Annotated in this window: 23 protein-coding genes; 13 read left to right on the forward strand and 10 right to left on the reverse strand. The window is 37.2% G+C overall.

Annotated features, from left to right (window positions below):
* Nucleotides 1-223 precede the first annotated feature (223 nt).
* From AC5YGI_RS07405 to AC5YGI_RS07415, 3 genes are all read right to left on the reverse strand, one after another.
* A complete protein-coding gene (locus tag AC5YGI_RS07405) occupies nt 224-3493 on the reverse strand; it encodes a cytochrome c biogenesis protein (RefSeq protein WP_496167909.1) in 3270 nt (1089 codons plus the stop codon).
* Nucleotides 3494-3762: 269 nt separating this feature from the next.
* Nucleotides 3763-4341: a Crp/Fnr family transcriptional regulator gene (locus AC5YGI_RS07410; protein WP_330746267.1), complete on the reverse strand. Its 579-nt coding sequence runs from the start codon at nt 4339-4341 to the stop codon at nt 3763-3765.
* Between the two features lie 325 nt (nt 4342-4666).
* Nucleotides 4667-5302 carry a cysteine hydrolase family protein gene (locus tag AC5YGI_RS07415; RefSeq protein WP_496167910.1) on the reverse strand — a complete coding sequence of 212 codons (636 nt, stop codon included), beginning with the start codon at nt 5300-5302 and terminating at the stop codon, nt 4667-4669.
* A gap of 362 nt (nt 5303-5664) precedes the next feature.
* On the opposite strand from AC5YGI_RS07415, the gene AC5YGI_RS07420 reads away from it, so the two are divergent.
* The 5 genes from AC5YGI_RS07420 (at nt 5665) to AC5YGI_RS07440 (ending at nt 12175) form a co-directional block, all read left to right on the forward strand.
* Nucleotides 5665-8244, forward strand: a complete 2580-nt coding sequence (locus AC5YGI_RS07420) for an FtsK/SpoIIIE family DNA translocase (protein WP_454510661.1) — start codon at nt 5665-5667, stop codon at nt 8242-8244.
* A 64-nt stretch (nt 8245-8308) separates the two neighbouring features.
* Nucleotides 8309-8956 carry an outer membrane lipoprotein periplasmic chaperone LolA1 gene (lolA1, locus tag AC5YGI_RS07425; protein WP_227942755.1) on the forward strand — a complete coding sequence of 216 codons (648 nt, stop codon included), beginning with the start codon at nt 8309-8311 and terminating at the stop codon, nt 8954-8956.
* Between the two features lie 110 nt (nt 8957-9066).
* Nucleotides 9067-10524, forward strand: coding sequence for an LptF/LptG family permease (locus AC5YGI_RS07430; protein ID WP_227942756.1), 1458 nt, complete (start codon nt 9067-9069; stop codon nt 10522-10524).
* A 131-nt stretch (nt 10525-10655) separates the two neighbouring features.
* On the forward strand, nt 10656-11447 hold the full coding sequence (locus AC5YGI_RS07435; protein WP_330746263.1) for a hypothetical protein: 792 nt from the start codon (nt 10656-10658) through the stop codon (nt 11445-11447).
* Between the two features lie 83 nt (nt 11448-11530).
* Nucleotides 11531-12175 (forward strand): hypothetical protein, encoded by a 645-nt coding sequence (locus AC5YGI_RS07440; RefSeq protein ID WP_496167911.1) that lies wholly within the window; start codon nt 11531-11533, stop codon nt 12173-12175.
* Between the two features lie 43 nt (nt 12176-12218).
* Here AC5YGI_RS07440 and AC5YGI_RS07445 read toward each other — a convergent pair whose 3' ends face one another.
* The gene (locus tag AC5YGI_RS07445; protein WP_496167912.1) at nt 12219-13280 is read right to left on the reverse strand and encodes a 3-oxoacyl-ACP synthase III family protein; all 1062 of its coding nucleotides are present in this window, start codon (nt 13278-13280) and stop codon (nt 12219-12221) included.
* Between the two features lie 198 nt (nt 13281-13478).
* Nucleotides 13479-14033, reverse strand: a complete 555-nt coding sequence (frr, locus tag AC5YGI_RS07450; protein ID WP_034694343.1) for a ribosome recycling factor — start codon at nt 14031-14033, stop codon at nt 13479-13481.
* Between the two features lie 411 nt (nt 14034-14444).
* Between frr and AC5YGI_RS07455 the strand changes: the two genes are divergently transcribed.
* Nucleotides 14445-14729: a hypothetical protein gene (locus AC5YGI_RS07455; protein ID WP_411413243.1), complete on the forward strand. Its 285-nt coding sequence runs from the start codon at nt 14445-14447 to the stop codon at nt 14727-14729.
* A gap of 27 nt (nt 14730-14756) precedes the next feature.
* Here AC5YGI_RS07455 and AC5YGI_RS07460 read toward each other — a convergent pair whose 3' ends face one another.
* Nucleotides 14757-15665 (reverse strand): hypothetical protein, encoded by a 909-nt coding sequence (locus tag AC5YGI_RS07460; protein WP_496167914.1) that lies wholly within the window; start codon nt 15663-15665, stop codon nt 14757-14759.
* A 361-nt stretch (nt 15666-16026) separates the two neighbouring features.
* Here AC5YGI_RS07460 and AC5YGI_RS07465 point away from each other — a divergent pair, with 361 nt between their 5' ends.
* Nucleotides 16027-17382: a lipase family protein gene (locus tag AC5YGI_RS07465; RefSeq protein ID WP_496167915.1), complete on the forward strand. Its 1356-nt coding sequence runs from the start codon at nt 16027-16029 to the stop codon at nt 17380-17382.
* Nucleotides 17383-17464: 82 nt separating this feature from the next.
* On the opposite strand, the gene pyrH is transcribed toward AC5YGI_RS07465, so the two are convergent.
* The gene (gene pyrH, locus AC5YGI_RS07470; protein WP_496167917.1) at nt 17465-18172 is read right to left on the reverse strand and encodes a UMP kinase; all 708 of its coding nucleotides are present in this window, start codon (nt 18170-18172) and stop codon (nt 17465-17467) included.
* 166 nt (nt 18173-18338) lie between these two features.
* Here pyrH and porQ point away from each other — a divergent pair, with 166 nt between their 5' ends.
* The 5 genes from porQ (at nt 18339) to AC5YGI_RS07495 (ending at nt 21428) form a co-directional block, all read left to right on the forward strand.
* On the forward strand, nt 18339-19331 hold the full coding sequence (gene porQ, locus AC5YGI_RS07475) for a type IX secretion system protein PorQ (RefSeq protein WP_110008755.1): 993 nt from the start codon (nt 18339-18341) through the stop codon (nt 19329-19331).
* An 84-nt stretch (nt 19332-19415) separates the two neighbouring features.
* Nucleotides 19416-20090 carry a (d)CMP kinase gene (cmk, locus tag AC5YGI_RS07480; RefSeq protein ID WP_496167918.1) on the forward strand — a complete coding sequence of 225 codons (675 nt, stop codon included), beginning with the start codon at nt 19416-19418 and terminating at the stop codon, nt 20088-20090.
* Between the two features lie 95 nt (nt 20091-20185).
* Nucleotides 20186-20536: a YtxH domain-containing protein gene (locus AC5YGI_RS07485; protein ID WP_047431084.1), complete on the forward strand. Its 351-nt coding sequence runs from the start codon at nt 20186-20188 to the stop codon at nt 20534-20536.
* Between the two features lie 79 nt (nt 20537-20615).
* Nucleotides 20616-20924 carry a phage holin family protein gene (locus tag AC5YGI_RS07490; RefSeq protein WP_202842454.1) on the forward strand — a complete coding sequence of 103 codons (309 nt, stop codon included), beginning with the start codon at nt 20616-20618 and terminating at the stop codon, nt 20922-20924.
* A gap of 3 nt (nt 20925-20927) precedes the next feature.
* A complete protein-coding gene (locus AC5YGI_RS07495) occupies nt 20928-21428 on the forward strand; it encodes a phosphoribosyl-ATP pyrophosphatase (RefSeq protein WP_202842456.1) in 501 nt (166 codons plus the stop codon).
* 67 nt (nt 21429-21495) lie between these two features.
* Here AC5YGI_RS07495 and AC5YGI_RS07500 read toward each other — a convergent pair whose 3' ends face one another.
* Nucleotides 21496-22221 carry a TrmH family RNA methyltransferase gene (locus AC5YGI_RS07500; protein ID WP_110008752.1) on the reverse strand — a complete coding sequence of 242 codons (726 nt, stop codon included), beginning with the start codon at nt 22219-22221 and terminating at the stop codon, nt 21496-21498.
* On the opposite strand from AC5YGI_RS07500, the gene tamL reads away from it, so the two are divergent.
* Nucleotides 22207-24816 carry a translocation and assembly module lipoprotein TamL gene (tamL, locus tag AC5YGI_RS07505; RefSeq protein ID WP_330746256.1) on the forward strand — a complete coding sequence of 870 codons (2610 nt, stop codon included), beginning with the start codon at nt 22207-22209 and terminating at the stop codon, nt 24814-24816. The genes AC5YGI_RS07500 and tamL overlap by 15 nt on opposite strands.
* Here tamL and AC5YGI_RS07510 read toward each other — a convergent pair.
* Complete coding sequence (locus tag AC5YGI_RS07510; RefSeq protein ID WP_395974871.1) at nt 24813-25370, reverse strand: SanA/YdcF family protein; 558 nt, start codon at nt 25368-25370, stop codon at nt 24813-24815. The genes tamL and AC5YGI_RS07510 overlap by 4 nt on opposite strands.
* A gap of 56 nt (nt 25371-25426) precedes the next feature.
* The gene (locus AC5YGI_RS07515) at nt 25427-26551 is read right to left on the reverse strand and encodes a 2Fe-2S iron-sulfur cluster-binding protein (protein WP_496167921.1); all 1125 of its coding nucleotides are present in this window, start codon (nt 26549-26551) and stop codon (nt 25427-25429) included.
* Nucleotides 26552-26573: the final 22 nt, after the last annotated feature.

The following is a 26573-nucleotide window of genomic DNA, read 5'->3' on the forward strand; positions in this document are numbered from 1 at the left end:
GCCTTGGCGTTAAAAAAACACAAACTCTTGACCTTTTACCAACCTTCCAGCTTAACTAAAACGTCTTCTCTTGCTGAATGAAATGCCTCTGCGAACAATAACTCATCACAATATACATCATTGCGAACGCAGCGTTAAAACCACTCATCCTAAAACCAGCAACCATAGAAATAAAAAATCCCGGAATTCACTTTCCGGGATTTTAAATTATATGTTCAGTATTTTATTTCTTCGTTAAAGCTTTAAACTTGATATAAGAAACAACTGATAAAAGAATCATTGTTCCTATTCCGATGTATACCCATGCTGGCACTGGTACCGGATCTCCTGCTGCGTACGAGTGAAGTCCGCTTAGATAATAGTTTACTCCGAAGTATGTCATTACCATTGAGCAGAACGCAAACATTGTTGCTACGTGGAATGCCCATCTGCTTCTCAATCCAGGTACTAATCTCATGTGCAGTACAAATGCATACACCATAATGGAAATGAAAGCCCATGTTTCTTTCGGGTCCCAGCTCCAGTATCTTCCCCATGATTCGTTGGCCCAGATTCCTCCTAAGAAGTTTCCTACTGTTAAAGCAAACAATCCGATGGTTAATGACATTTCAGAAACGATTACCAATTCTTTCAATGTCGTATCGTGGTGAATTTTATACGTTTCTTTATTGGAGATAATATAGAATACTAATGAGATCACCGCAATAATCATTGAGAGTGCGAAGAATCCGTAACTTGAGGTAATAATGGCTACGTGAACAATTAGCCAGTAAGATTTCAATACCGGAACAAGCGGTGTAATCTGCGGATCAAGTGCTGAACCTCCGTGGGCAAATCCCATCATAATAACAGCCACCATGAAGCCGGCTGCAGGAATCAATGCATTAGCATTTCTGTACAGGATCAAACCTGCCGTAATCCCTACCCAGGAGATAAAGATAATTGCTTCATATCCGTTACTCCAAGGGGCATGACCTGAAATATACCATCTTGCAACAAGTCCTAAGAAATGACACAGATATCCAATTAAACCAATCGCAATAATTACTTTAATTACTTTATTTAATACTTTATTTGATTTGAATAATTCAACAAATCCCAAGATCAGAAGAAGACCGCCGATAAGCGTGTAGAAGATCAATAATTTGAAGTTAATATCTACGTTATTCATAAATACTTCAAGATCTACTTTGGATTTAGCAGGAACAACTGCCTTACCCCATTTCTGCTGATAGTCTGAAAGCTTCGCCAACTCAGCATCTGCTTTGCTCCAGTCACCGGTTTTTTGTGCGGTAAGCGCTTCTGCAAAATAAGGTCCCATTACCTGCTGAGATTCCATATCCGGTTCGAATTTCTGATCCAGCCATGAATGCCAAGTGTGATTGGCATCATTTTTCACAGGAACAATTCTCATAAACTGACCGCTGAAGAACTCATTGAAGATCTGTACTCTTTCGTTTACAGCAATTACTTCTTTATCATAATTCGTTTGTTCAGCCGGTTTCTTACGGAATGCGGTATTGTAATCATGCTCAAGAATATATGTAAGATTACCGTTTGCATCTGCCGGGAAAAGGTTCATCAGAGAAGTATAACCATCTTCATCTGCTTTTGTTTTATTCTTCAGCTCATCCCCTCCTTTAGTTCCTACTTTAATAATCGGAACCATTGTCCAGCTTGGAGTATCTGTATTGATAGAAAGGAACCATTGGTTGGCTGTAAGAGATTTTCCGTCTGTTCCTTTAAATTCGTCTTTCTTGTATAATTTTCTTAAAATATCGATTGCCTCTGTATTGATAGGAACAATTCTTCCTTCAAAGTTCTGAACCAAAAGATATCCGAATTTATCAGCATGTTCTTTACTGATTTTGTTTCTTGCAATGATCTCGTCCGGAGAAATAGTTCTCATTTTTCCCATTGGAGTTGCCAGAGAATTCTGCTTTGGAGCAGTGCCATCAAGCGGCTGGGCAGAAGGTGCCGGAGCATGGGAATGATTGTCTCCTTCCACATGAATATGTTCTCTGCTTCCGTCGGTAGTTCCGTGAGTTTCGATTTTTTGTGCATGTAAACCTAAACTTAAGAACAATAAAAGTATACCTGCTGCTTTCTTTTTATTCACGTCAGCCAGCATTTTATTTAATTTCCAGAAATGAGTTCCTTTCCAGAAGAAAATGACAAACATTCCAAGGAATAAAAGTCCGTATCCGATGTAAGAAATCAATGTTCCCCAGTAATCGTGGTTTACAGAAAGAACGGTTCCCATTCTGTCCGGATCAAAACTCGACTGGAAGAAACGGTATCCTTTATGGTTAAGAACGTGGTTCATATAGATTTTATAAGGAGTTTCTTTACCTTCATCAATTATTTTTACGTGGCTTTCATAAGCACTTGGAGATGAACTTCCCGGATATGTTTCCATCACGAAATCATCCAGTTTCAACGCGAAAGGCGTGTTGTATACTTTAGGTCCGAAACCTACCATGATGTTTAAACCATCCATCGTCACCTGCTTGTAAGCATTTGGGTTTCCTTTTTCAACTGAAAGGTCTACAATTTGTTTTGTTTTTGGTCCCTGAAGCTCAATCTGAAGCATATCCGGAACATTAGCATCTTTCTTTCTGTCGCCTTCAATAGCCATCAGTCTTCCTTTTTTAAGACCTTCAGGTACTACCAGCTTCAGTTCGTTGATGGTATATAAACTTCTTAATGCCAAAGGCTGAAACGCATCTTTCACTGTAGTTCCTGTTGCCTGCGTGGCCATGGTCATATAGCTGGCATCTACAGGAGTTTTGATGAATAATTTTCCGCCTTCATTTTTAAATTCAACAGCTCCTTCAATCGCTCTGTTGAAGGTCACCAAAGTTCCGTTGATAGATTTTGTTTCTCCCGGTTTGATGTAAATATTCTGTCTTCCGGTATTTCCGGTAGAAACCAGATGAAGATACTCAGCACCATTTGGTTCAGCAATAAGGCTGTCTTTTTTTCTTTGGATGTATTCCTTGGCAAACACTTTCACTTCTTTTCCGTGGAAGTCATAAGTTGCTTTGAAATCTTTGTGTAACGGAGACATCAGATAAGGAACATCCTGATAATTCAGTACATCACCCTTTTCTTCAATCTGAATTTTAAAGAAATTTTTATCAGTTACGATTTCGTTGGATGTCTCACCTTCTCTGATGTGCATTTGGCCTTCGAAACTGATATATCTGGTGATGGCACCACCAATAAAAATAAAAACAAAGGCAAGGTGGAAAACAAGAACCGGCCACTTATCTTTTTTCCACAGTCTGTATCTTCCGATATTTCCTATGAAATTGAGAATCAGTAAGACCATGATCAGTTCGAACCACTTGGCCTCATAAATTAATGCTTTTGCTGTAGGAGTTCCGTAGTCGTTTTCTAAGAACGTTGCATAAGCCATCGCGAATGCGTACACCAGCAACAATACAGCCATTGTCCTGGTTGAGATAAGAATATCTTGGAGCTTCTTCATGATTTATTGTACTTGACATGCAAAAATAAGCATGATAAACCACAAAGAGCCTAAAAAAAGCTGTTTTTTATCACTTTAACCTCGGTTTTGCTTATTTTGAAACATTCTTAATAAGCCTGAAAACATTAGGAAAAATTCAATTTCTAATTCCGAAAAGATATAGATTTATAAAAACTATTCTGATGATTGAACCCTTCTATATGAAAGTAAAATAAAACACTGTAAAACATTGGTTTACAGCTCAACTTTGATACAAAAATCAAATCCCCTCAGCCAATCAATAATTTTTTTCTGATTTTACTTAAAAACTCATGGGTAATTCCCAGATAGGATGCTACCTGCTGTTGGGTAATTCGTTGTTCCAATCCCGGATACTTTTCCAGGAATTCTAGATAGCGTTTGTCTGCCGTTTTACCCGTTAAGGAAAGAATTCTTCTCTGCAGTGCTACCGAAGATTTCTGGTTCATAATTCTGAAAAGCTTTTCTATCTGTGGCATTGTTTTATACAGATGTTCCTTATCTTTTTTAGAAATCATCAATACTTCACTATCTTCAAGGGCTTCAATATTCAGAATACTGGGAACGGTATTGATAAGGCTGTCAATATCCGTAATCCACCAGCCTTCAACCCCAAAATATAAGGTTTGCTCCAATCCGTTTTCATTGAGATAATAGATTTTAAAACACCCGTTCAGAACAAATCCTTCAAAGAAACAATACTCTCCTTCTTTGAGCACCACCTCTTTCTTTTTAAATGTTTTGTGTTCAAAAGGCTTTGCAAACTTTTGAAAATCCTCTTCTGAAAGATTGATATATTGACTGATATTTTTAAAAAGTAAATCGGACATAGGATTATTTAAGCAAAATAAAGGTATCAAAATTATTGACACCTTTATGAAATTAAGTTAGGTTAAGTTATTTTTGTATTTAAACAATAGAACTCTGTTTTTTTTGTTGGGCAAGCGCAAAGACGCTAATAATTTTTGAAATATCAGATGTTTTTAACGTCGCAAAGATTTTATCTATGATAAAATTTATTAGATTCATTTTGCTGGAAATCTTCGATTTCCTTGCGTCTTAAATTAAACAATATGTATGATAAAACTTTGCACCTTTGCGTTTACCCAACAAAAATTGAAGTTCATTGTACACGTTCCCTATCTAAAAATAGCCTTATTTTAAAAGTTCATCAGTATTTATGACACGGGCATAAAGATTTCCAAGAGCAGATATCCCTGCCAGGAAGGATCTTTGAACTTCTTCAGCCTTTATCACTTCCCCATTCAGTTCACGATTTCTGGTTGCTGTGGCATCGGCAATAATGGTATTGGTAAACCCGAAATCAAAAGCAGCTCTGGCTGTAGATTCCACACAGACATCTGTCATCATTCCTGTAATCACAAGGTTTTTAATGTTCTTTGACTGAAGATAATCCAGAAGATCCGTCTCTCTGAAACTGTTGGGAAAATGCTTAACGATAACTTTTTCATCTTTCTCCGGTACAACCAGATGATGGATTTTAGCGCCCTCTGTACCCGGAAGGAAAAAAGTAGCACCATCATTGGTAGAAATATGCTGAATGTGAATGACAGGAAGATGATTGTTCCTGAAATATTCTAAAATTCTTCTGGTGTTTTCAGCGGCCTGTACGCTTTTTTCCAATGTCATTTTTCCGCCCGGGAAATAATCATTTTGTACGTCGATAATTAATAGTGCCTTGTGTTCCGTTTTTTGTTGTTGTGCGTTCATTGTAATCATTGAAATTACTATCAGACAAGAGGTCAGAATAGTTTTAAATTTATTTTTCATAGGTGAAATTGTATAGGCCAAAATTACAGAGGCTTTACGTCCTGACCTTTGAACTAGTTCAAAAAACACTATTGCTATCTAAAAACTTTAATATTGTTAATTTTTTTAATCTCTGTCCGATTAAATCAAAAATTTTATTATCTTTTTAAAGAAAAACAATTCATAAACAGTTAATATAATTTAACGGTATCAGATTTGGATAAGCCAAAAAAATAACCTTATTTTATTCTGTCATAAAAGAAAATATTCTTAAAGTAAAAATTTTAAATAACCTTTGTAAAAGCGGGATTACCAAAATGTTTTTTGGATAAAAAAGATTTATTTAGTGTTGAATAAAACATTAAATTTGCGACATTGATATTATGGATAAAAAGACACAAAAAAAACCGACTGAATCGCCTGAGAAAGGCAGAATCTTATCTAAGCCACGTATTTTTTTCGGGCTTACTTTTATACTTTTATCGGCTGTTCTTGCACTCTCATTCGTCTCTTATCTGATGAACTGGAAAGCAGATCAAAGCCAGGCCGGAACCATGCTGGACAAAAGCATAAAATCTTCCAATATCTTTGGCAAGGTAGGTGACTGGCTTGGAAATATTTTCATTTTTGAAAGTATTGGTATTGCTTCATTTATCATTGCATTTTTATTCCTTGTAGTGGGGACTCTGATCCTTAAGAAGAAAATCTTCAAACCATGGAAAACGATCGGCCACTCTTTATTTTTCATCTGCTGGCTTCCTATTTTTATGGGAGCACTTACGAAAGGGCAAGGTGTTTTAGGAGGTGTTTATGGATATCAGATCATGGACTATCTTAACTCCATCATCGGAGCAGTAGGCCTGTGGACCGTGTTAGCTGCAAGCATTCTTCTCTATTTTATCCTTGAGTTTAATCTTCGTCCAAGTTCGATCAAGGCGAAGCTGGATAAAATCAATGAAAATACGATCGGAAAAGTAAAATCCATGATGCCTGACTCTAATGATGATTTTGAGGCTGATGAAGAATTGAAAGAGGAAGCAGAGGAAGCTGAAGAGGAAACACTTTCCAGAGTTACGGTGAGTGATGTTACCAATAATCCCGTTACAACTCCTGTCAATACAATAAAAGACCCGGAACCGGTAAGTGCTCCGAAAGGATTTCCTGAGGTTCCGGTTTCCAACGAAATAGAAACCATTTCTACGCCCAACCATACTTCTTTTGAAGCAGAGCCAAGAGATGTTTCTCAACAGGTCAGCTTAAACCTTTCTACCAAACCCATTGTTCCGGTTTCCAGCCCAGAGGAAGCATTTGATATCAGACCTTCTGCTCCGTCTCCGGCAGTAACCACTGCTCCGGCACAGGAAAACATTAAATTCAATGTAGAAGTGGCACAGGTGGTTGATGTTTTGGATGATTCTGATAAAAAGTCTCAGGAACTGGTAGAGAAGCATGGTTTGTATGACCACAAGCTAGATCTTGCCAACTTCCAGATGCCACCTGTAGATTTGCTGAAAGATTACGGTAATGAAGAAATTTCCATCAATAAGGAAGAATTAGAAGAAAATAAAAACAAAATTGTCGGACTTCTGAAAAATTTCAATGTTGGAATCGCAGAGATTAAAGCAACCATCGGTCCTACAGTTACGCTGTATGAAATTGTTCCTGAAGCAGGAATCAGAGTCGCAGCAATTAAAAAACTGCAGGATGATATTGCGCTGAACCTTTCCGCATTAGGAATCAGAATTATAGCGCCAATGCCAGGAAAGGGAACAATCGGTATTGAAGTGCCAAGAAAGAATCCTACCATGGTTTCTATGCGTTCTGTTATCGCTTCCCAGAAATTCCAGAATACAGATATGGACCTTCCGGTAGTTTTTGGAAAGACCATTTCCAACGAAATCTTCATGGCCGACCTTTCAAAAATGCCTCACTTATTGATGGCAGGAGCAACAGGTCAGGGTAAGTCTGTTGGTATTAATGCTATCCTTACTTCCCTTCTTTATAAAAAGCACCCGAGCGAACTGAAATTCGTCATGGTAGACCCTAAAAAAGTGGAACTTTCATTATATTCTAAAATTGAAAGACATTACCTGGCAAAACTACCGGATGCAGAAGAAGCTATCATCACAGACACCAATAAAGTAATCAATACACTGAACTCTCTTTGTATTGAAATGGATACCCGATATGATCTTCTGAAAAATGCGTTTTGTAAAAACTTAAAAGAGTATAATAAAAAGTTTACGGAAAGAAAATTAAATCCTGAAAACGGACATCGTTATTTACCGTATATCGTATTGGTAGTAGATGAGTTTGCAGATTTGATCATGACCGCAGGAAAAGAGGTTGAATTACCGATTGCCAGACTTGCACAGCTTGCGAGAGCCGTAGGAATCCACCTTATTGTTGCTACACAGAGACCATCTGTAAATGTTATTACAGGTATGATCAAGGCTAACTTCCCTGCAAGAGCTGCCTTCAGGGTAATTTCCAGTGTTGACTCCAGAACCATCCTTGATTCTCCGGGAGCAGATCAGCTGATTGGTAAAGGAGATATGCTTTATTTCAACGGAAATGAGATCCTGAGACTTCAGTGTGCTTTCGTAGACACTCCGGAAGTGGAAAGACTGGCAGAGTTTATCGGAGAACAAAAAGGATATTCTTCAGCATTATTACTTCCTGAATACGTTTCTGAAGATTCAGCAAGTACAGTAGGTGCTTTTGACCCGAACGAAAAAGATGCTTTATTTGAGGAAGCTGCAAGAATAATCGTTTCTACCCAGCAGGGATCTACTTCAATGCTTCAGAGACAATTGAAACTGGGCTATAACAGAGCCGGAAGAATTATGGATCAGCTGGAAGCAAGTGGTATTGTGGGAGGATTCAATGGTGCTAAAGCAAGAGAGGTTTTGATCAGTGATCTTCATTCTTTGGAACAGTTTTTGGAAGATCTGCGTAGTTAAAGGAAAAACACATCGTTTTAACCTTAAGAATTAAAGAAAATCTAACGATTATTAAATTAAGAAAATGAAAAATATTATTTCAAAAGTTATATTGGGAAGTTTTGTTGTAGGTGCAGTAGGTATGGCCAACGCTCAGAAGATTGATGCGAAAGCTAAAAAGATATTGGATGATATTACAGCCAACTACAATTCTAAAAAGAATTCTTACTTCAAATTTTCTTTTGGAAGCGGCCTTAACGGACAGGTGACTAAAACAGAACCTGGTATTTATTATGTTGCCGGAGAGAAATACAAACTGAAGATCATGGATACGGAACAAATCTTCGACGGAAATAAAATTTACAACATCAACGCCGATGATATGGAAGTTACCATTGCCAAGCCCAACGGAACCAGCACCATGTTCTCCCCTATCAACTATCTTACCACGTATAGAAACGATTATAATGTAACATACAACGGTAAGAAAATGGTGAATGGTGTGAATGCCGATTTTATTAAACTGACTCCGGTGAAAGCCAACGGAATTAAGTTTGTGTACCTTTTTGTCGATTCAGCGAAAAAGCAGATGGTAAAACTGGAACAGCACGGAAACAATAAAGATGTTGCAGTAATTGCTATTAAAGAATATAAAGAAAACCAGGAACTGGATCCTAATATGTTTGTTTTTGACAAAAATAAGTTTAAAAACTACATCGTTACAGAACTTTAAAAAGCTGAAAGTGAATTCGCAACTATGTAAATTTACTTTTAACGTTAAAAAAATAACAAAATATAAAAAGCCACAAGTAAACTTTGTGGCTTTTTGATTAATTTTGGCGCATGTTAAAAATACTAGACCGATACATTATAAAAACCTTCTTTGGACCGTTTTTCTTTATATTCAGCGTATTGTTTTTCATTTTTATTGTAAACATTATCTGGGTACAGTTGGGACAGTTTATGGGAAAAGGATTAAGCTACTGGCAAATCCTTAAACTTCTTTTTTATCTTGGAGTAAACGTCATCAGTATGGTGCTCCCGCTTACGATCCTTCTGGCGAGTATAATGTCGTTCGGTGAATTTGGAGAACGCTACGAGCTTGCTGCCATGAAAGCAGCGGGAATTCCTCTGACCCGTGTAATGACGCCTCTTCTTGGAATTTCAACAGCACTTGCCATCATGCTGTTTTTCTTTTCCAACAATATTATTCCGGATTTTCAGAAGAAAGCCAAGAACATGCTTTTCAATATTGCTCAAACCAAACCGGCTATCAACTTCACTCCGGGACAGTTTATTGATCAGATTCCCGGTTATATGGTAAAATTTGATAAAATTTATGGGGAAAACGGAGAAAATATTGAAGGTGTTTTTGTTCATAAAAAAGCCAATGCTTATGAAAACCAGCAGTCTGTTGTTGCAGAAAAAGGAAAATTTGTTCCAGCGGCCAACAAGAACTTTTTAAAACTGGTACTGTATAACGGTTATGTATTTGAAGATGCTTTTGCCGGAAAAGGTGATAATGTAAGACTGAAACAACCTGATCAGGCGATTAAATTTGATACATTGGTTTCTCACTTTGACATCAGTGAAATCATCAATAAAGCGATCGAAAAAGAACAGATTACGGATGACTACCGTTTCCAGACTTATAACCAGCTTGACGGAACGATTACCAAAACCAAAAAAGACAATAAGCAGTTCTTTGATAACATCGGATCCGAGGTTCTTAACCAGACCAATTCTGTAATTACCTATATGGATAAAGGGAATAAACATAAAGCTGCTCCGAAAACCCAGATCAAACTGGATACGGTAAAAGGTGATAAAAAACTGGAAATCATATATAATTCCTACACCAGGCTTGACAACCTGAAATCAACACTGGAATCCAAAAAGAATGAGTATAGTTCTAATGTAAAATACTTCAGTAAGGTAGTGATTTATCAGCAGAGAATTGTTGCCTATTCTGTGACCTGTATCATCTTCTTTTTGATCGGATCCAGTTTAGGTTCTATCATCAGAAAAGGAGGAATGGGACTTCCGGTCATCATTGCAATCGTTATTTTCATCATCTTTTATGTCATGAATGTAGGGGTGGAAAATATGTCATGGAGCGGGAAAATGAATCCTTATCTTGCAGCTTGGCTGCCCAACCTGATCCTTCTTCCCTTTGGAGTCTGGATGACTTATAAAGCCCTTACAGATTCACAACTGTTTGATGCAGAAAAATACAAAGCATTGTTCAAACCTATCACCAAAAGGTTTACCAAAAGTAAGGAACATCAGAGATATCAATAATTCTGATTTTAAAATAAAATTAAAAGCTTCGGAGAAATTCCGGAGCTTTTTTGCTGATTATTATTAAAATATTTTGTCGACAATGATTTTGAATTTAAAAATTTATATTTGTGGGAATGTAAAACAAAACCATGAAGAAATTACTACTTATAGGCCTGTTCGGTCTTGTATCACTCAATGCCCATGCTCAGGATCAGGACGAAACCGGAACATACAACGGCGAAAAATACGGCTACATCATTGACAAATCCGGAAAGAAAATTGAAGGTGTTGTACATCTGCACGGCGGCTATTCAAGTCCCTGGCAAAATCAGTTAAAAGTAAAATTTGCAGCCATTGCTGATATTGACAAAGTAAAGAATAAGATAAAATTCAAAACCTACGACACAGACGATATCAAAGAATACATGTTGTATGAAGGTGACACTCCGAGGGTTTTCAAGTCGGTAAAATACTCAAACATGAGAGAGGCTCTGAACAGCTCTGAAAGTTCAACAGGATTATCAGCCGGCTTTAAGGCAATCAACAACCTGTCAAGAACGGAACAGTTTGCTGAAGTAGTAGCAGAAGGTAAAATTACAGTTTATAAGCTTTATGGCTATCCTACAGCTCTTTCTGCAAACAGTACTCAGGCCATCACACAACGGGAAACAGACCGGTTAAGAGAGAATCCCAATTATATCTTTTCAAAGAAAGGAGGAAAAGCTGAAGAATTAACGCCCGCAAAAGCCAAAATTATCCTGGCAGACTGCCCTTACGTAAAAGCAAAAATAACAAAGGGAGAATACGGTTCCCTGAAAAACGAAGAGAAGAAAAGAAGCGGTCTTGGAAAATTCATCCGGGATGAGATCAGCAATTCAACGGTGGATAAACTTTCAATTATCAATGAAGTGATCTACGATTATAACGAAAATTGCAAATAAAACTATGTAAGGCTTTCAGATGAAGGCCTTTTTTATGTCCTTAAAATTTTTGTATTTTTATTCACCACCAAATCATTAACTCTATGAAAATCCTAGTTCTGACAGCGAGCATGCTTCTTTTTGTTTCCTGTAAAAATGAAAAAGATAAAATCATCCTGAAGGAATCCATTTCCAGAGATAGTTCTACTGCAAAAAAGGATTCAGTAAAAACAGATACAGCAGAAAACCCTATTGATCAGATTAAAAAAGAATATGCTGTGCTCCAGGCTCAACTGGAAGCTAAAAAGCTGAGTTCTTCAAAATTTAGTTATGACTGCCATGATGAACCTTCAGGGGAAGTTATTTTTTATTCTGACAAGGATGGAATTAAAGTGATAGAGCATTTTTATGCAGAACACAGTCATTTTTCGGCATCTGAAAAGTATTTTATCAAAGACGGGAACCTATTTTTTATTTTCAGACAGGAAACCGTATGGAATTTTGACGGTGGCACCCCTGAAAAACCGGTCACCAAAGATGACATTACAGAAACCCGTATCTACCTTCAGAATAATCAGCCGCTGAAATGTCTTGAAAAGAAATACAGCATAAAATCCGACCAGAAAGAGAAAACAGCTCCGGATACGATTCCGGGAAAAGAAATCAGGTGTAATGTGGATGAAGTCCTTCAGAGCTACCAATCTCTGTTAAAGCATAAAGACCAGAAAGGCTCCATACAATGTTTATAAAAACAAAAGAGATTGACCTATGAGCCAATCTCTTTTTTATATTTTAAAACTGATACACAAAAGCATTGATATTCATCCCTGCTCCTACTGAAGCAAATAATACGATATCATTTTTGTTAATTTTATGATGTTCCAGCTCGTCCTGTAAAATCATCGTCAGCAAAGAAGGAATCGTAGCCACACTGCTGTTACCTAATTTATCAATAACCATAGGCATGATATTTTCCGGAACGGGTTTTCCATACAGCTGGTAAAACCTGTTAACGATGGCTTCGTCCATTTTTTCATTCGCCTGATGAATGATAATCTTATTCAACCGGTCAATGGAATATCCACTGTTATCCAGACATTTTTTCATCGCATCCGGAACATTCACCAGAGCAAATTCATATATTTTCCTGCCATCCATCTTAATATACCGGGTATCCGGGCATCTTTCATTGTTGTAAGATTTTCCAAAATACAGATAGTCTTTCTCTTCAAGGGTATAAGAAGCTGACAAATGGGATTTGATCCCGGAATCATCATTAGAGTTCACTTCCAGAACCGCTGCTCCCGCTCCATCTGCATAAATCATACTGTCCCTGTCGTGGATATCCACCACACGGGAAAGGGTTTCTGCTCCAATCACCAAACATCGTTTTGCCAAACCGGATTTGATAAATGCATGAGCCTGTATTACCCCTTCAATCCATCCCGGACATCCAAAAAGAACATCATAGGCGACACAGAAATTATTTCTGATCCCCAGTAAATGTTTCACCCTTGCAGCGAGGCTGGGCACCATATCAGACTGAACGGTTCCAAAACGAACATCCCCAAAGTTATGGGCAAATATAATATAGTCTAATGTTTCAGGATCGATCCCTGCATTTTCTATGGCTGCACGCGCCGCAATGACGCCAAGATCTGAAGTGACCTGTGTACTGTCCGCATACCTCCTTTCTTCAATACCCGTAATCTTTTTAAGCTTATCCGTAATGGAAGCGTTATTCTCCTTTAATAAAATCCCTTCTTCATTAAGAAAAATATGTTTATCAAAAAATAAATTGGTTATGGTTTCCGATGGGATATAATTTCCTACCCCGATTATTTTTGTCATCATTATAGTATCTGTTTCCTGTTTTTTAATTAAACGTCAGGAATAATTCATTAAATATAATGAATGAACGTAAATACTTAACAATATCGTATGGAACAAGAATGCATTGCATTGCAAAAAAGTGAAATGTCATAGTAAAAAATCACAAAAAAAGAGGTCTCCCAAAAGAAACCTCTTTAAAAATATTTTAAAAACTGAAAATTATACTTTCATAATTTCAGCTTCTTTTGTCTTAAGATGCTCATCACAAAGCTTAACGTATTTATCAGTATAAGCCTGGATTTCTTCTTCCACGCCTTTTACGACATCTTCAGAAACTCCTTCCAGTTTTTTAAGTTCTTTCAAACCGTCCTGTCTTGCATTTCTTACCGTTACTTTAGTGTTCTCAGTTTCCACTTTAGCCTGTTTTGCAAGCTCTTTTCTTCTTTCCTCTGTTAAAGGCGGAACATTAAGGATAATGTTTTCACCGTTGTTAGAAGGTGCAAAACCTAAGTTGGAATTAATGATTGCTTTTTCAATCGCATTGATTGCCGTTCTGTCCCAAGGTTGAATAGAGATTGTCATTGCATCCGGAACAGAAACATTCGCAACCTGGTTGATAGGAGTCATTGCTCCGTAGTATTCTACCATTACATCCTGAACCATTGTCGTAGAAGCACGTCCTGCTCTAATTCTTTGAAATGCGTGATCCAGGTGCTTTACCGCTGCATCCATGTCCTGTTTTACAGATTCTAATATAAGATCTAATTCTTCCATTATTATATTAAAGTTTGATAAATTACACATCTATTAATTCAACTGAATATCAATTAATTAAATCCAAAAACACCGCAAACATCAGGGTTTTCTTACTATTTTAAATTATTTTTTACTATTCAGTGCTGCAAAAATAATGATTATTTCCATATTCTGGTAAGACTGCATTCTGTATTTTGTGAAAACGTTGATATTTTTGAATAGGACACTGTACAAAATTGTTTTATTGCCAGTCGTTATTTGTTGCTTGTTTTGTTCATGTGGATTTAAGTTGTGCAATTAGGGAGATGTTTTTTTAATGAGTTTTTTGTTTTGTATCCTGCCAAGTATTATTATTTTACTCTTCAATCAATTCCAAAACATTTCTTTGCACTTAAAGGAAAAGAATTAACTTTGAAATAAAACAAACTAATGGAAAATATTGAAGCTAAATTAGACATTATTGAAAAATGGTTTTCGGTCCCTTCAAAAAAGCTTATTAATGTTTACAACATTGTAAAAGAAAAAGGCATTATGAGTTCCGAGGATTACCGACAAATTACTGATATTGGAATCCCGATTATTAACAAACTATCAAATGCTACGGGTTTATCAATTGAGAAAGTACGCAGTACAATAATACAAAAAGGAATTTCCTTTAATTATTTCCATGAGGCAATAATATCTTACTCTGAATTCTGTACAAAAGAAAAATAAAATAAAGCCCCAATTAAGGGGCTATTTTTATTGATCAGGTCGCAAATCTTTTACTATTTGCCTAATATCTTTAAGTGTTGATTTTTCTTCATTAATTTTTATGATAACGAAATCAAGCAAAGCTTTCACCTTAAACGCTTTATCTAAAGATTCTTCCTCCGAATAACTATGCAGTCCTTCAGATGTTTGGTTATACAACAACATTAGTGGATTATAATCAATACTCTGCAGACTTAATGGTAAGAACTCAAAAATATTCTCATATATTGAAGCAACTCTTCCACTTCTTTCATATTCATCTAGTAATTTTTGTATTGCACCTTTATCTGAATTCGGAAGGCTTTTCACCTCAGTAACAATGTGCATTAATTCGCTTTCCACTATTCTTCTAAAATAGCCCAAGGCACCAACTCCTAAATTATTGTTTAACGATTTTAAACCTTTATAGTAAAATGTTTTGTTTTCTTTGTCTAGAAATTTATTTATTTCCTTATCGACTTTGATCTTTATCTCTGGAAAAATTCCTGCTTTTTCAATATAAATTTTTACTTCAGGCTCATCTTCTCTGTAGCCTTGTTGAAATTCTTCGTCTGAAACAGGTCCTATTTTTTGTGACAGCTTTTTATCAGAATACACATGTAGCAAAAAGTTTACTATTTGTTTTTTACAAGACTGACAAGTACAAATTGCATGAAATGTGAAATCTAAAAATTCATCTTTAAAATAGCCATCATGTATTTCTCCATTATAGAAAGCAGGTCCTGAATATTCTAAACCTGTTTGGAAAGTAGTGATTTTTTCCTCTTCTTCACAATAATAATCGAATGTAATACCGCTAAAATGTTCCTCTTTATAATAATTCTTGTTTCCAACTTTATAATCTTCGAGAATAACCTTTTTTTCATACAATCCTGCATGTGTTAAAAAATCTTTCATAATACCTGTTTTCACAAATATAATAAAAAGCCATCTTAAAAAGAATGCTTGTATATTGTTGAGAAACTACTGTTTTCAGCGATATGGGATTTTCTTTCTTAATCTCCTCTTTCAAACAAAAAACTTGTTTTCACCTAAAAATCCAACTTCAAGCAAAAACTTCAGGTACAAATACCTACCAAACATTTTGGTTATTTCTACTTAGTGTGATATCATTTTTAATAACGTCCTTTACTCTATTCTTTTAAACGAAATGTCGGCAGGTATTTTAAACGGAAAACTTGCCGTAACAAACGGAAAGTCTTGGAGAAGACATTTTGCAGAAATGAACAATTATAAACTAATTTAAACCAATCACATCATGACAAATCCATCTTTAGATGCCTATCAACAAGTTTTCGGTATGGCAGGTCTTGCCAACCGTGCCGGAGGCTACAACGGTTTTGGTATCCAACTGCAGCAACAGCTTCAGTATGATTTATCCTATTATTTTAACAATGTTCCTCCGGTTAAAATAATGGATCAGAAAACACCTTCCATAGCTAATCCTTCAGCCGTATCGGAATTAGGAAACTGGGATCTGGTATGGGGACCTGCCCTGATCGAAGAAAAAAATGAAAAAGGAATTCCTACCGGTGTTGCAGATAATGCATTATATGTTGTTAAATCTGATGCTGTTGCATTTCCGGGAGGTCCTACATTACCTACTTACGTTGTGGCTATTGCTGCCACTAATCCTTCCTCTCTTTACGATTGGGAAACAGAAGATTTCTCAGTGGCAGAAGTAGTAAACTGGACCACTTATAATCCTTCCAACTTTGCTCCATCAGCCTTTAACGGCATTGACCCTTATATTTCAAAAGGAACGGCTACCGGTGTAGGTATACTTCTGGGACTTATAAGTCCGGGTGATGCAGCCGCACCCAATACCACGCTTCAACAGTTTCTTGCCAGCTTAAGTCCGGATCCGGATACTGCCATCATATTCTGTGGACATAGCCTTGCCGGAGCATTATCTCCTACCCTTGCCCTTTATCTGAAAGAGAATAAGGATCTGGATGCCTTCGGAGTAACGCTTGTATATCCTACCGCCGGACCAACGCCGGGTGAAGCTGCATTTGCCAGCCTGTTCAACAGTAAATTCCCGCCATTGCCTCCGGGATGGCAGCAACAGACAGGTACTTATCAAAGCTGGAATACCATGCACTGGAACGATCTGGACGTTGTTCCTCATGCATGGCCGGTATCGGAACTGGGGAAAATTGCAACGATTTATGGCCAGGCTCCTACCTATATGACGGCAGCCTTATTAAACGCTTTACAAAAGATGGCGATTGCTGATTCTTCAAATTCAGGAGCCAGTTATACAAGAATACAGAACCAATCGCTCCCAGGTCAGCTCCAACATTCAAGCGCCTCCTCGGTGAGCATCAAGACACCTCCTGAGTCTTTGCAGGACTACATGCTTCAGCTATCCGTACAGCATGTGGGAATGTATAATGGTATTCCTGCGGAAGGATCCAATCCACAGGTAGAAGGACTTATTTTATCACAGCCATTACCAAAACCAGAGGTGAAGCTGGTACCGGGAGTAACTGCTGTCACGGAATTGGAGATGATTCTTAAAATAATAAATCAGATCATCGGGTGGATTTCTTCCCGTTATGTTTTGGTTGAAAAGGAAAATGCCACACAGAATGTTGAAGCAGACAAATAAGTACTTAAAACAATCATTAATAAAAAACACCTGTCACAATTACTGTAACAGGTGTTTTTATATTTTTAAACGGTTAAACTGATTATAAATCAACTAAAGTCCCTACATTTTCTCCGTCTACGATTTTTTCTAAATTTCCATCTTTGTTCATATCGAATACAATGATTGGCAGTTTATTTTCGTGGCTCAGAGTAAATGCGGTCATATCCATTACTTTAAGGTTTTTCTCAAATACTTCATCAAAAGATAATGAATTGTATTTTACAGCATCTGCATTCTTTTCAGGATCGCTGTCGTAGATTCCGTCTACTCTTGTTCCTTTTAAGATCACATCAGCTCCGATTTCGATGGCTCTTAAGGTAGCCGCTGTATCCGTGGTAAAATAAGGGTTTCCTGTACCTGCCCCGAAGATCACTACTCTTCCTTTTTCAAGGTGTCTTACCGCTCTTCTTTTGATGAAAGGTTCAGCAACTTTATCCATTTCGATAGCAGACTGAAGTCTTGTTTTAATTCCTGCATCTTCCAATGCTCCCTGCAAAGCCATTCCGTTGATTACCGTGGCCAGCATTCCCATATAATCTCCCTGCACTCTGTCCATTCCTTTGGCAGCTCCTGCTACACCACGGAAAATGTTTCCTCCTCCAATTACGATCGCTACTTCACAGCCTTTTTCAACTACCTTTTTGATCTCAGCTGCATATTCCTGCAGTCTTTCGTTGTCAATACCGTATTGTCTGTTTCCCATTAAGGTCTCACCGCTTAGTTTCAGAAGGATTCTTTTATATTTCATCTTTTATTTTTAATAACTTTTATTAGTATGGGTTTCCCCGGAATTTGATTTTGCAAATATAATCATTAAAGATATTGATGAAAGAAAAATATTTAAATAGAAATAATGTCAGAAATATTTTGAAAAGTACGAAAAAGGATTATTTTTGCATTAATTATAAATTGAGTTGAAGAAAATTATCATTTTTTCATTATTTCTATCAGGAATTGTTTCTTATGCGCAAACAGGAACAAATGTTTATCCGTTCTTAAATGTACCTGTATCTGCAAGACAGGCTGCTTTGGGCGGCGATGCAATTTCGGTAAGAGATTATGATGTTTCCTTTGCTATTGCAAACCCTGCCCTGTTAAATAAAGATTCTGACAAACAGCTTTCTGTAAACGCAACGGCTTACCTTGCCGACTCGAAATACGGAACGATTGCTTATGCCAAAGACTTTGAGAACGGCCATATGGCAACCATCAATGCAAGGTATATGAGCTATGGAAGTATTCCGAGGACGGATGAAAGCGGTTTCGAAAACGGAGAATTCAAAGCTTCAGATGTCGCGATTGGCGCAGGCTATGCCTACCAGTTTGAAGAAGACTGGACGATTGGTGGAGGACTGAATTTTATTACCTCAAAAATTGACAATTATACTTCTTCCGCGATCTCAGGAACAGCGGGAATTACCTATCATAATAAAAAGAGCAAGGAAGTCGTTTCATTGGTCATGAGAAACTTTGGGTTTCAGCTGAAGTCTTTTAATGGAACAAGAGAAAATCTTCCTTTCAGAATTGATCTTGGATATACCAAAATCATCAAGAACTTCCCTCTTGCCATTACTATTACCGCACATGATCTTCAGAAGTTTGATATTTCCTCAGAAGAAAACCTGGACGGGCAGAAAGTGGGTGCCGGCAGAAAGATTGCCGATCACTTTTCTTTGGGAGCCGAATTGTTTCCGGAGAAGAATTTCAATATCAGGCTGGGATATAATGTAAAAAGAGGAAATGAGCTGGCGGTTGCGGATCAAAGAAATTTCTCAGGACTTTCTGCAGGATTTGGAGTTAAAGTTTCCAGATTCCGTATTGATTATGCCCACGTAAGATATCACAACTCTTCGAACGTCAATCAGATAGGAATTTCCATGGACCTTTCCAGCCACAGAGGAGAATAATTTTCCTGGCCGGAAATTTCTTAATTATTCTGAAAATTTCTTACTTCCTCTTGATTTTCTAAAAAAAATCTTGAAATTTGCAGTATGAAAAAACCTGTAATTGCTATCGATGGGTACTCGTCTACCGGAAAAAGTTCTATCTCTAAAATCATTGCTGATCAGCTGGGACTTATTCATATGGATACAGGAGCGCTTTACAGAGGAGTTACCTGGTATGCTTTGCAGCATTGTCTGAATGAAAACGGCGAGATTGATCTGAATGCGCTGTTCTCTTCTTTTGACCAGATTAAACTTGAATTTAAAAACAGCGACGGCACGCTGATTCTTTTCCTGAATGACACAGATATCTCTACGGAAATCCGTACCAATATCGTATCTGATAATGTAAGCCTTGTTGCCAAGCAAAAAGAGGTGAGAGATTTCCTCCTGCAGTCACAGCGCACTTTGGCAGAAAAAGGTGGCGTTATTATGGACGGACGTGACATCGGGACAGTAGTTCTGCCAAATGCAGACTATAAATTCTTTCTTACTGCCAGTATTGATGAAAGAACCAACAGAAGGTTTCTGGAACTGAAAGGACTGGGAATTGAGGCGGATAAGGAACAGGTAAAGCAAAACCTTGTAGAACGCGATAAAATCGATAGTGAGCGTGAAATAGCCCCTTTGAAGCAGGCTGACGACGCTATTGTCATTGATAATTCGGCACTCACCAAAGAGGAAACTATACAGCTTATTTTATCTCACATCCAAAAGATTTAACAATTTTTAATAGGCTTCAGGCCTCCTTTGGTATACAAATTGTAAGTTTTATTACTGTAAAAACTAATCTATTATTAATTATTAAAAAACTTAAAATGTCTAGAAAAGGAAATAATACAGCAGGTATATTGGCAGGACTTCTTGCAGGTGCTGCGGCAGGTGTAATCTTAGGAATGTTATACGCACCGGAAGAAGGGAAAGAAACCAGAAAAAAAATCAAAACGAAGGCTAATGATCTTAAAGATCAGGCAAAAAACAAATACGGTGAGGTTTCTGAAAAAGTGAAAGACCAGTACAGCAATATTTCTTCTACTTTCAAGGAAACGGCGAACAGCGTAGCACATACTGTGAAAGACGGATATGACAAATACAAAGATCAGATTGTTTCTAAAACTGCAGATTTAGCAAAAGATGTAGAAGCAGAACTGAATGATCTGAAAAAATAAGTAATTTATCTTTTTAAGTAAATTACAGAAAGGAACTTTTGTGCGAAAGTTCCTTTTTTTGTAACTTTAAAAAAAAACAATGATAGAAACTATTAAAGAATACGCCTCCAAGAGAATCGATCTTCTGAAAATTGAAGCGACTGAAAAGTCGTCACTTTCTGCCGGGCTCATTACTTACTTTGTAGTACTGCTTGTTGCTTTTGCTTTTTTTATTATCCTTTTCAACTTTGGAATTGCTTTCCTTATCGGAAAAGCATTGGATAATTATTCCTATGGATTCTTAATTGTAGCTGCATTTTATGCGCTGATAATGGCGTTTGTGGTTGCCTTCAAAACAAAAATTGTGAATACTGTTGCAGATCAGGTTATTAAATTTTTAAATCATTAAACTATGGGTAGAAAATACGAGAGCATAGAAGAATTAAGAAGAAAGAAAAAACTGCTTCAGGGTGAAATAAGTGATCTTGAAAATCTTCTGACCTTCAAAAATACAAAAGAAAGCCTGAGTGCATTTACCAATGGTTTAACTGATCAGTATCTTCAGGAAAAGATTGATGAAGACGGTGATGAAAAAGTAGTCCTAAGGAAGGATGTCATTGCCAAACAGCTTACTTCAGAGGTGAAAGACCTTTTGATCAGCAAAAATACAGCTGTAGGAATTGCCAGCTCTGCTTTCAAAGGAGGAAATCTTACAGACGGGCTTGTAAAACTGGGGGTTACTGCTATCGTAGGGAACTATGCCAAAAAGAATATGAAAAGTTCCAACTGGAAGAAAAAACTGATTGGTGCTGCATTGATTTACCTTGCTCCTATTGCGCTGAAATATGTCAGAAAAAAAATAGAAGTATACCAGAAAAACAAAAGTGTTTCAAGTATGGAACAACTGATTTAAGGAATTAGGGCTTAGGATTTAGAAAATAGTTTTACATTTTCACTTCCTGGGCCCTAATTTCTGAATCTTATTTTGAAAATAATTGTCCTAAAATAATCCCGGCAGCCATTGACACATTCAGGCTTTCTGTAGACTGGGATTTTCCAAATCTAGGAATACTGATACTTTTTTGTACCAGTTTTTCCGTCTCCGGTCTCATTCCGTTTCCTTCATTTCCTAAAATAAGGTTTAGCTTTTCGGGTTTCTGAAAAGTATAAATATTCTCCCCTTCCATATCCGTTCCGATATTTACATTCTCTGTTTTGGAAAGATATTCCACCAGATCAGTATACACAACATTCACCCGGGTAAAAGATCCCATGGTTGCCTGAATCACTTTCGGATTGTAAACATCTACAGTGTCTTCACTACAGATGATCTGTTCTATCCCGAACCAGTCTGCCAATCGTATAATGGTTCCCAGGTTTCCCGGATCCTGTATTCCATCCAAAACCAATTGTATATTCTTATCTTCCCATTTTTCTTCCTCAGCAAGATAACATACCGCCACGGAATCTTTTGGAGTTTTAAGAAAACTTATTTTTTTTAATTCATTTTCAGAGATATGGGTAACAGGAACGTCAGTACGGTCCAATTTTTGCGGATCGGTTGACAATATTTCTTTAACTTTAAAGTTAGAATTAGAAAGTTCACAAATGATTTTATTACCTTCAACCAAAAACAAATTGTATTTTTGTCTGAACTTCTTTTTATCTAAAGATTGTAAAACTTTTATTGTATGAGCTGTAAGCATTATAAGAATTCTCCTCAAAAATATTATAAAATTATCTCATTTGCAACATTTGTTGGTCTCCTTTATGCTTGTAGTACGACAAAAAAAGTTCCTGACGGCGAATACCTGCTTACCAAGAACAGTTTAGAGTTCGAGGATAAGAAAGTATTTTTCGATGAGGAACTTAAAGATTATATTCAGCAGAAGCCCAACAAAAAGCAGTTTCTTTTCATGCCATTAAGTCTCCTCCTGTACAATATGGCGGATCCGAAATACGACACCATACTTAATGAATATATGACCTATCCCGGTGAGATGAGAAATCAGAAGCTGAGAGATTCTTTATTTATTAAATATAATATGAAAAGCAGTGTCGGGAAAAGCCTTCTTTTTGACCGTCTACTGCACAATTGGGGAACACCGCCGGTTATTCTTGATCAGACGAGAAGTGAAAAAAGTGCTGAATCTATCAAGAAAAGACTTACCTACAGGGGATATTGGGATGCTGATGTCAATTTTAAACATACGCTGGATTCCGCTTCCAAAAAAGCATCGGTTAATTATTCCATCAAACATAATGAACCTACGCGTATCAAGGATTATTTCTATAATATTCCGGATCAGGGGATCAAAGGGTATTACAACTATAATCTGAACAGAAGTCTTGTAAGATCCGGACAGATCCTTGACCAGACCGTTCTGGAAAGAGAGGTTACCAGAATTACTGATCTGATGAGAGAGTTTGGTTTCTACAGGTTCAATGCTTCCAATGATGAAGTTTATTTCGTTGCAGATTCCCTTAAAAGCAGAAAACAGGTTCCTTTAACCCTGGAAATTCATAAAGATTCTCTGGATACTCCCTATAAAATAGCCACTTTTGGAAATATAGATGTGGCTATTGTGGATGAACCCGGTGACTATCCTAAAAATACCAAAAAAGACAGCTTAAGGAGAATAAGATTCCATACGATGAATGATAAATATAAACTTTCATCGGTGTGGAGAGCTATTATTCCGGACAGTAAAAAGGTTTTTGACCAGACAAAACTGGATGTTACCAAGAGAAATCTTTTATCGATGAATAACTTCAGCATCGTTAAAGCCAGAGACTCTCTGAGACAAGGTGGAATGACTTCTCCTAACGACAGTATTGTTGATGTTTTGTATGTATTGAAACCACTACCAAAGTACGAACTTAAAGTGGGAACGGATATCAATTATTCTCAGGTTTTAAATCTGGGGATCTCTCCTTCTGTTGACCTTACCACGCGAAATGTTTTCAGAGGAGCAGAAAACCTTTCTACCAGCCTTTCTGGGACATTTGGTTCTATCAGAAGTACAAAAGACATCAGTAAAAGGGTTGCGGCCTACGAAATTTCAGCCCAGGCATCCCTGAACTTCCCACGACTGCTGCTTCCTTTTAATTATTATAAGTTTATTCCAAAACGATACACGCCTACATCATCTATTTTGCTGGGGGCGTCGATACAGAACAACATCGGTTTGGGAAGGTTGATTTTCAATACCGGACTGAATTATCAGGCAAGTGTTAATGATCAGGTGTATCACAAGCTTACTTTATTCAATACTCAGGTCAGTCTGACAAAAAATAAAGATGCCTACTATGACTACTTTGTGAATGACGGAAGGGTAAAAGATGAAGTTTTCGGAAATTATTTTATGTTTAGCCCGGAAACCGCGCAGACCGGACAAGATTACAAAGATGGAAAACTGAATGTAGATGAAGTTTCCAAAATGATTATTGAGAACGATGCTTACCGTGGAAGTCTTAATCAGCAGGGAAGAGATCTTTTAACGGCCTTTACCGGAACATTGGTCAACAAAGACCGACAGACCCAGGATGTCCTTATCTCTTCTATGATCTATAATTTTGTTTATAGTGAAATTGGAAAAAAGGAATATCCAAATGCCTTTTATTTTAACGGAAAAGTGGAGCTTGCGGGAAATATATTGAGTATATTCAATAAAAAAGATAACGGCGGAGGTATTGTTACCGGCCCTCAAGGAACTATTTTCGGGCTGCCCTACGCACAGTTTGTAAAATTTGATATTGATACTAGAAAATATTTCAAGTTTAACGGAAACCAGACATTGGTGCTGCGCCAGTTTATCGGAGTTGGAATACCTTATGGAAACTCTAAGGATATGCCCATCATCAAGTCTTATTTCAATGGAGGTTCCAACGATATCAGAGCATGGGTAGCCTTTGGAGGACTAGGTCCTGCCGATTCTCAGGTAGACGAAAGAGTTCGTACTTATATGACGGATAACCTGAAGCTTACCACCAATATTGAATACCGAATTCCATTCAATAAAACCTATGAAGGCGCACTATTTACCGATATCGGAAATACATGGAGTCTTCGTAATTATAACGATGGATACGGAGATGAATTTAAGTTCGGTAAGTTCTGGAAACAGGTAGGTATCGGAAGTGGATTCGGATTAAGATTAAATATTGCCTATGTAACGGCGAGAATTGACCTTGCGTATAAGATCTATGACCCGAATAAACCTGAAGGCGACCGATGGAGATTCAAATTCATCCAGCCTTTCAAACCTACAGTTAATATCGCGTTCGGATATCCTTTCTAATCCGGAGAAACGCCTAAAATAAAATACACTACAGCAATCACACGGGCGAGGATTTCCCTCGTCTGGTTTCTGTAGAAACTCTCAGGTTTTGTGACATCCTGCGCATCAAATCCCAAAGCATTCATATCATTATTTCTTGCAAAAAACAATGCTCTCAGGTTGTGATATCCCTGAGATACAATAATGACATTCTTCTTCTTATAAACATCCTTACAACGCAGAATGCTTTTATAGGTATTAAAGCCTTTCGGATCTTCTACAATAATATCTTCCGGAACACCTTCCTGGTTAACCAGATAATTTCTCATAGCTCCCGGCTCATTGTAGCCTTTGCTCTTTTCCCCGCTAACGATAATTTTCTTGATTTTCCCATGATGGTATAGAAGGGCTGTCGCATCCATTCTTTTGGTGAAATAAGGGTTTGATTTTCCTGATCTCATTTTTGGAGAGGTTCCCAGAACCAGTGCAATTTCCCTTGGCGGAATTTTTGAGATTTTGGTATAAGTTCTTCCGTTGGTAAGCCCGAAAACCCACACATTACAGAAGCATATCATCAGAATTCCCAATTCCAGTGATATAAATCCAAGGTTAAATATGTTCCTAATAATTCTCAACTAAGATCAAAGTTAAGCTTTATTTTTTTACTTTTCACAATAGACATACAAGCTAAAATATGTCCCTGCTCCTCCTCTTTTTCGGTAAGATACTCATTCTCCAGCAGTTCTACTTCCCCTTCCTCCAGAGAACATTCACAGCTTCCACAGATTCCTGACTTGCAAGAATAAGGAACAGGGAATTTCTGCATCAGAAGCTGCTGTAGGATTTTATCCTTATTATCAGGCAGATAAGTGGTATATTTCTTTCCAAGCATGGTAAACTCGACCTCTATATTTTGAATAAGAGGAAATTCTTTTTCCACAGGATAAATATCGTCATTAAATTCTTCAAAAAGTTCAAAATGGATATTCTTTTTCGGAATTCCGTGATGATAACAGGCATTAGCCAAAGTTTTGATCATTTCGCCTTTTCCACAGATCAGCACTTCGTCTACAGCATCCCAGATTGTAGATTCTTCGTCTGTATCATCCAAATGAAGAATCTGATTGATGATAAGATTCAGCTTTTTTTCATCAAGTCTTCCATAAAAAAACTGATCTGCCGTTTTCTCCTGAGAAAAAAAGTAAAATATCTGAAGTCTGTCTCCACATGTTCTGGCAAGATTATCCAGCTGTTCGCGATAGACTAAATCTTCTGAACTTTTATTTCCAAAAAATAAGAACAGCCGTGTTCTGGGTTCGTTGTGGAGAATATTTTTAAAATGACTCAAAATGGGCGTAATCCCAATACCGGCAGCAAAAGCAACAATAGTTCTGAATTCGCTGGGTTTGGATACGATTGTAAATCTTCCGGCAGGTTCACTTACCCACAGTTCATCCCCTTCGTTATAGTTCTGAAATAACTGAGAAGTAGCACCTTGAGAAGAATTAACCTTTATCCCCAGACATATTTTACCTTCATAAGGAGCCGAAGTCATTGAATAATCATTAATAACCTCTTCCCCATGTGATTGAAATCGTATACTGACGAATTGCCCGGCTTCAAACCTGAAATTTTCTCTTAAATTCTCAGGAATTTCGAATTCCAGAGAAAAAGTATTTTTGGTCAGCTCTTCCTTTTTCGCTATTTTTAACGGATGAAACTGTATAAGTTTCCCTTTATAGATTTGTTGTTCCATAACTTCAATTCAAAAATAGATA

Source organism: Chryseobacterium sp. CS3K3.1, from assembly GCF_059515165.1.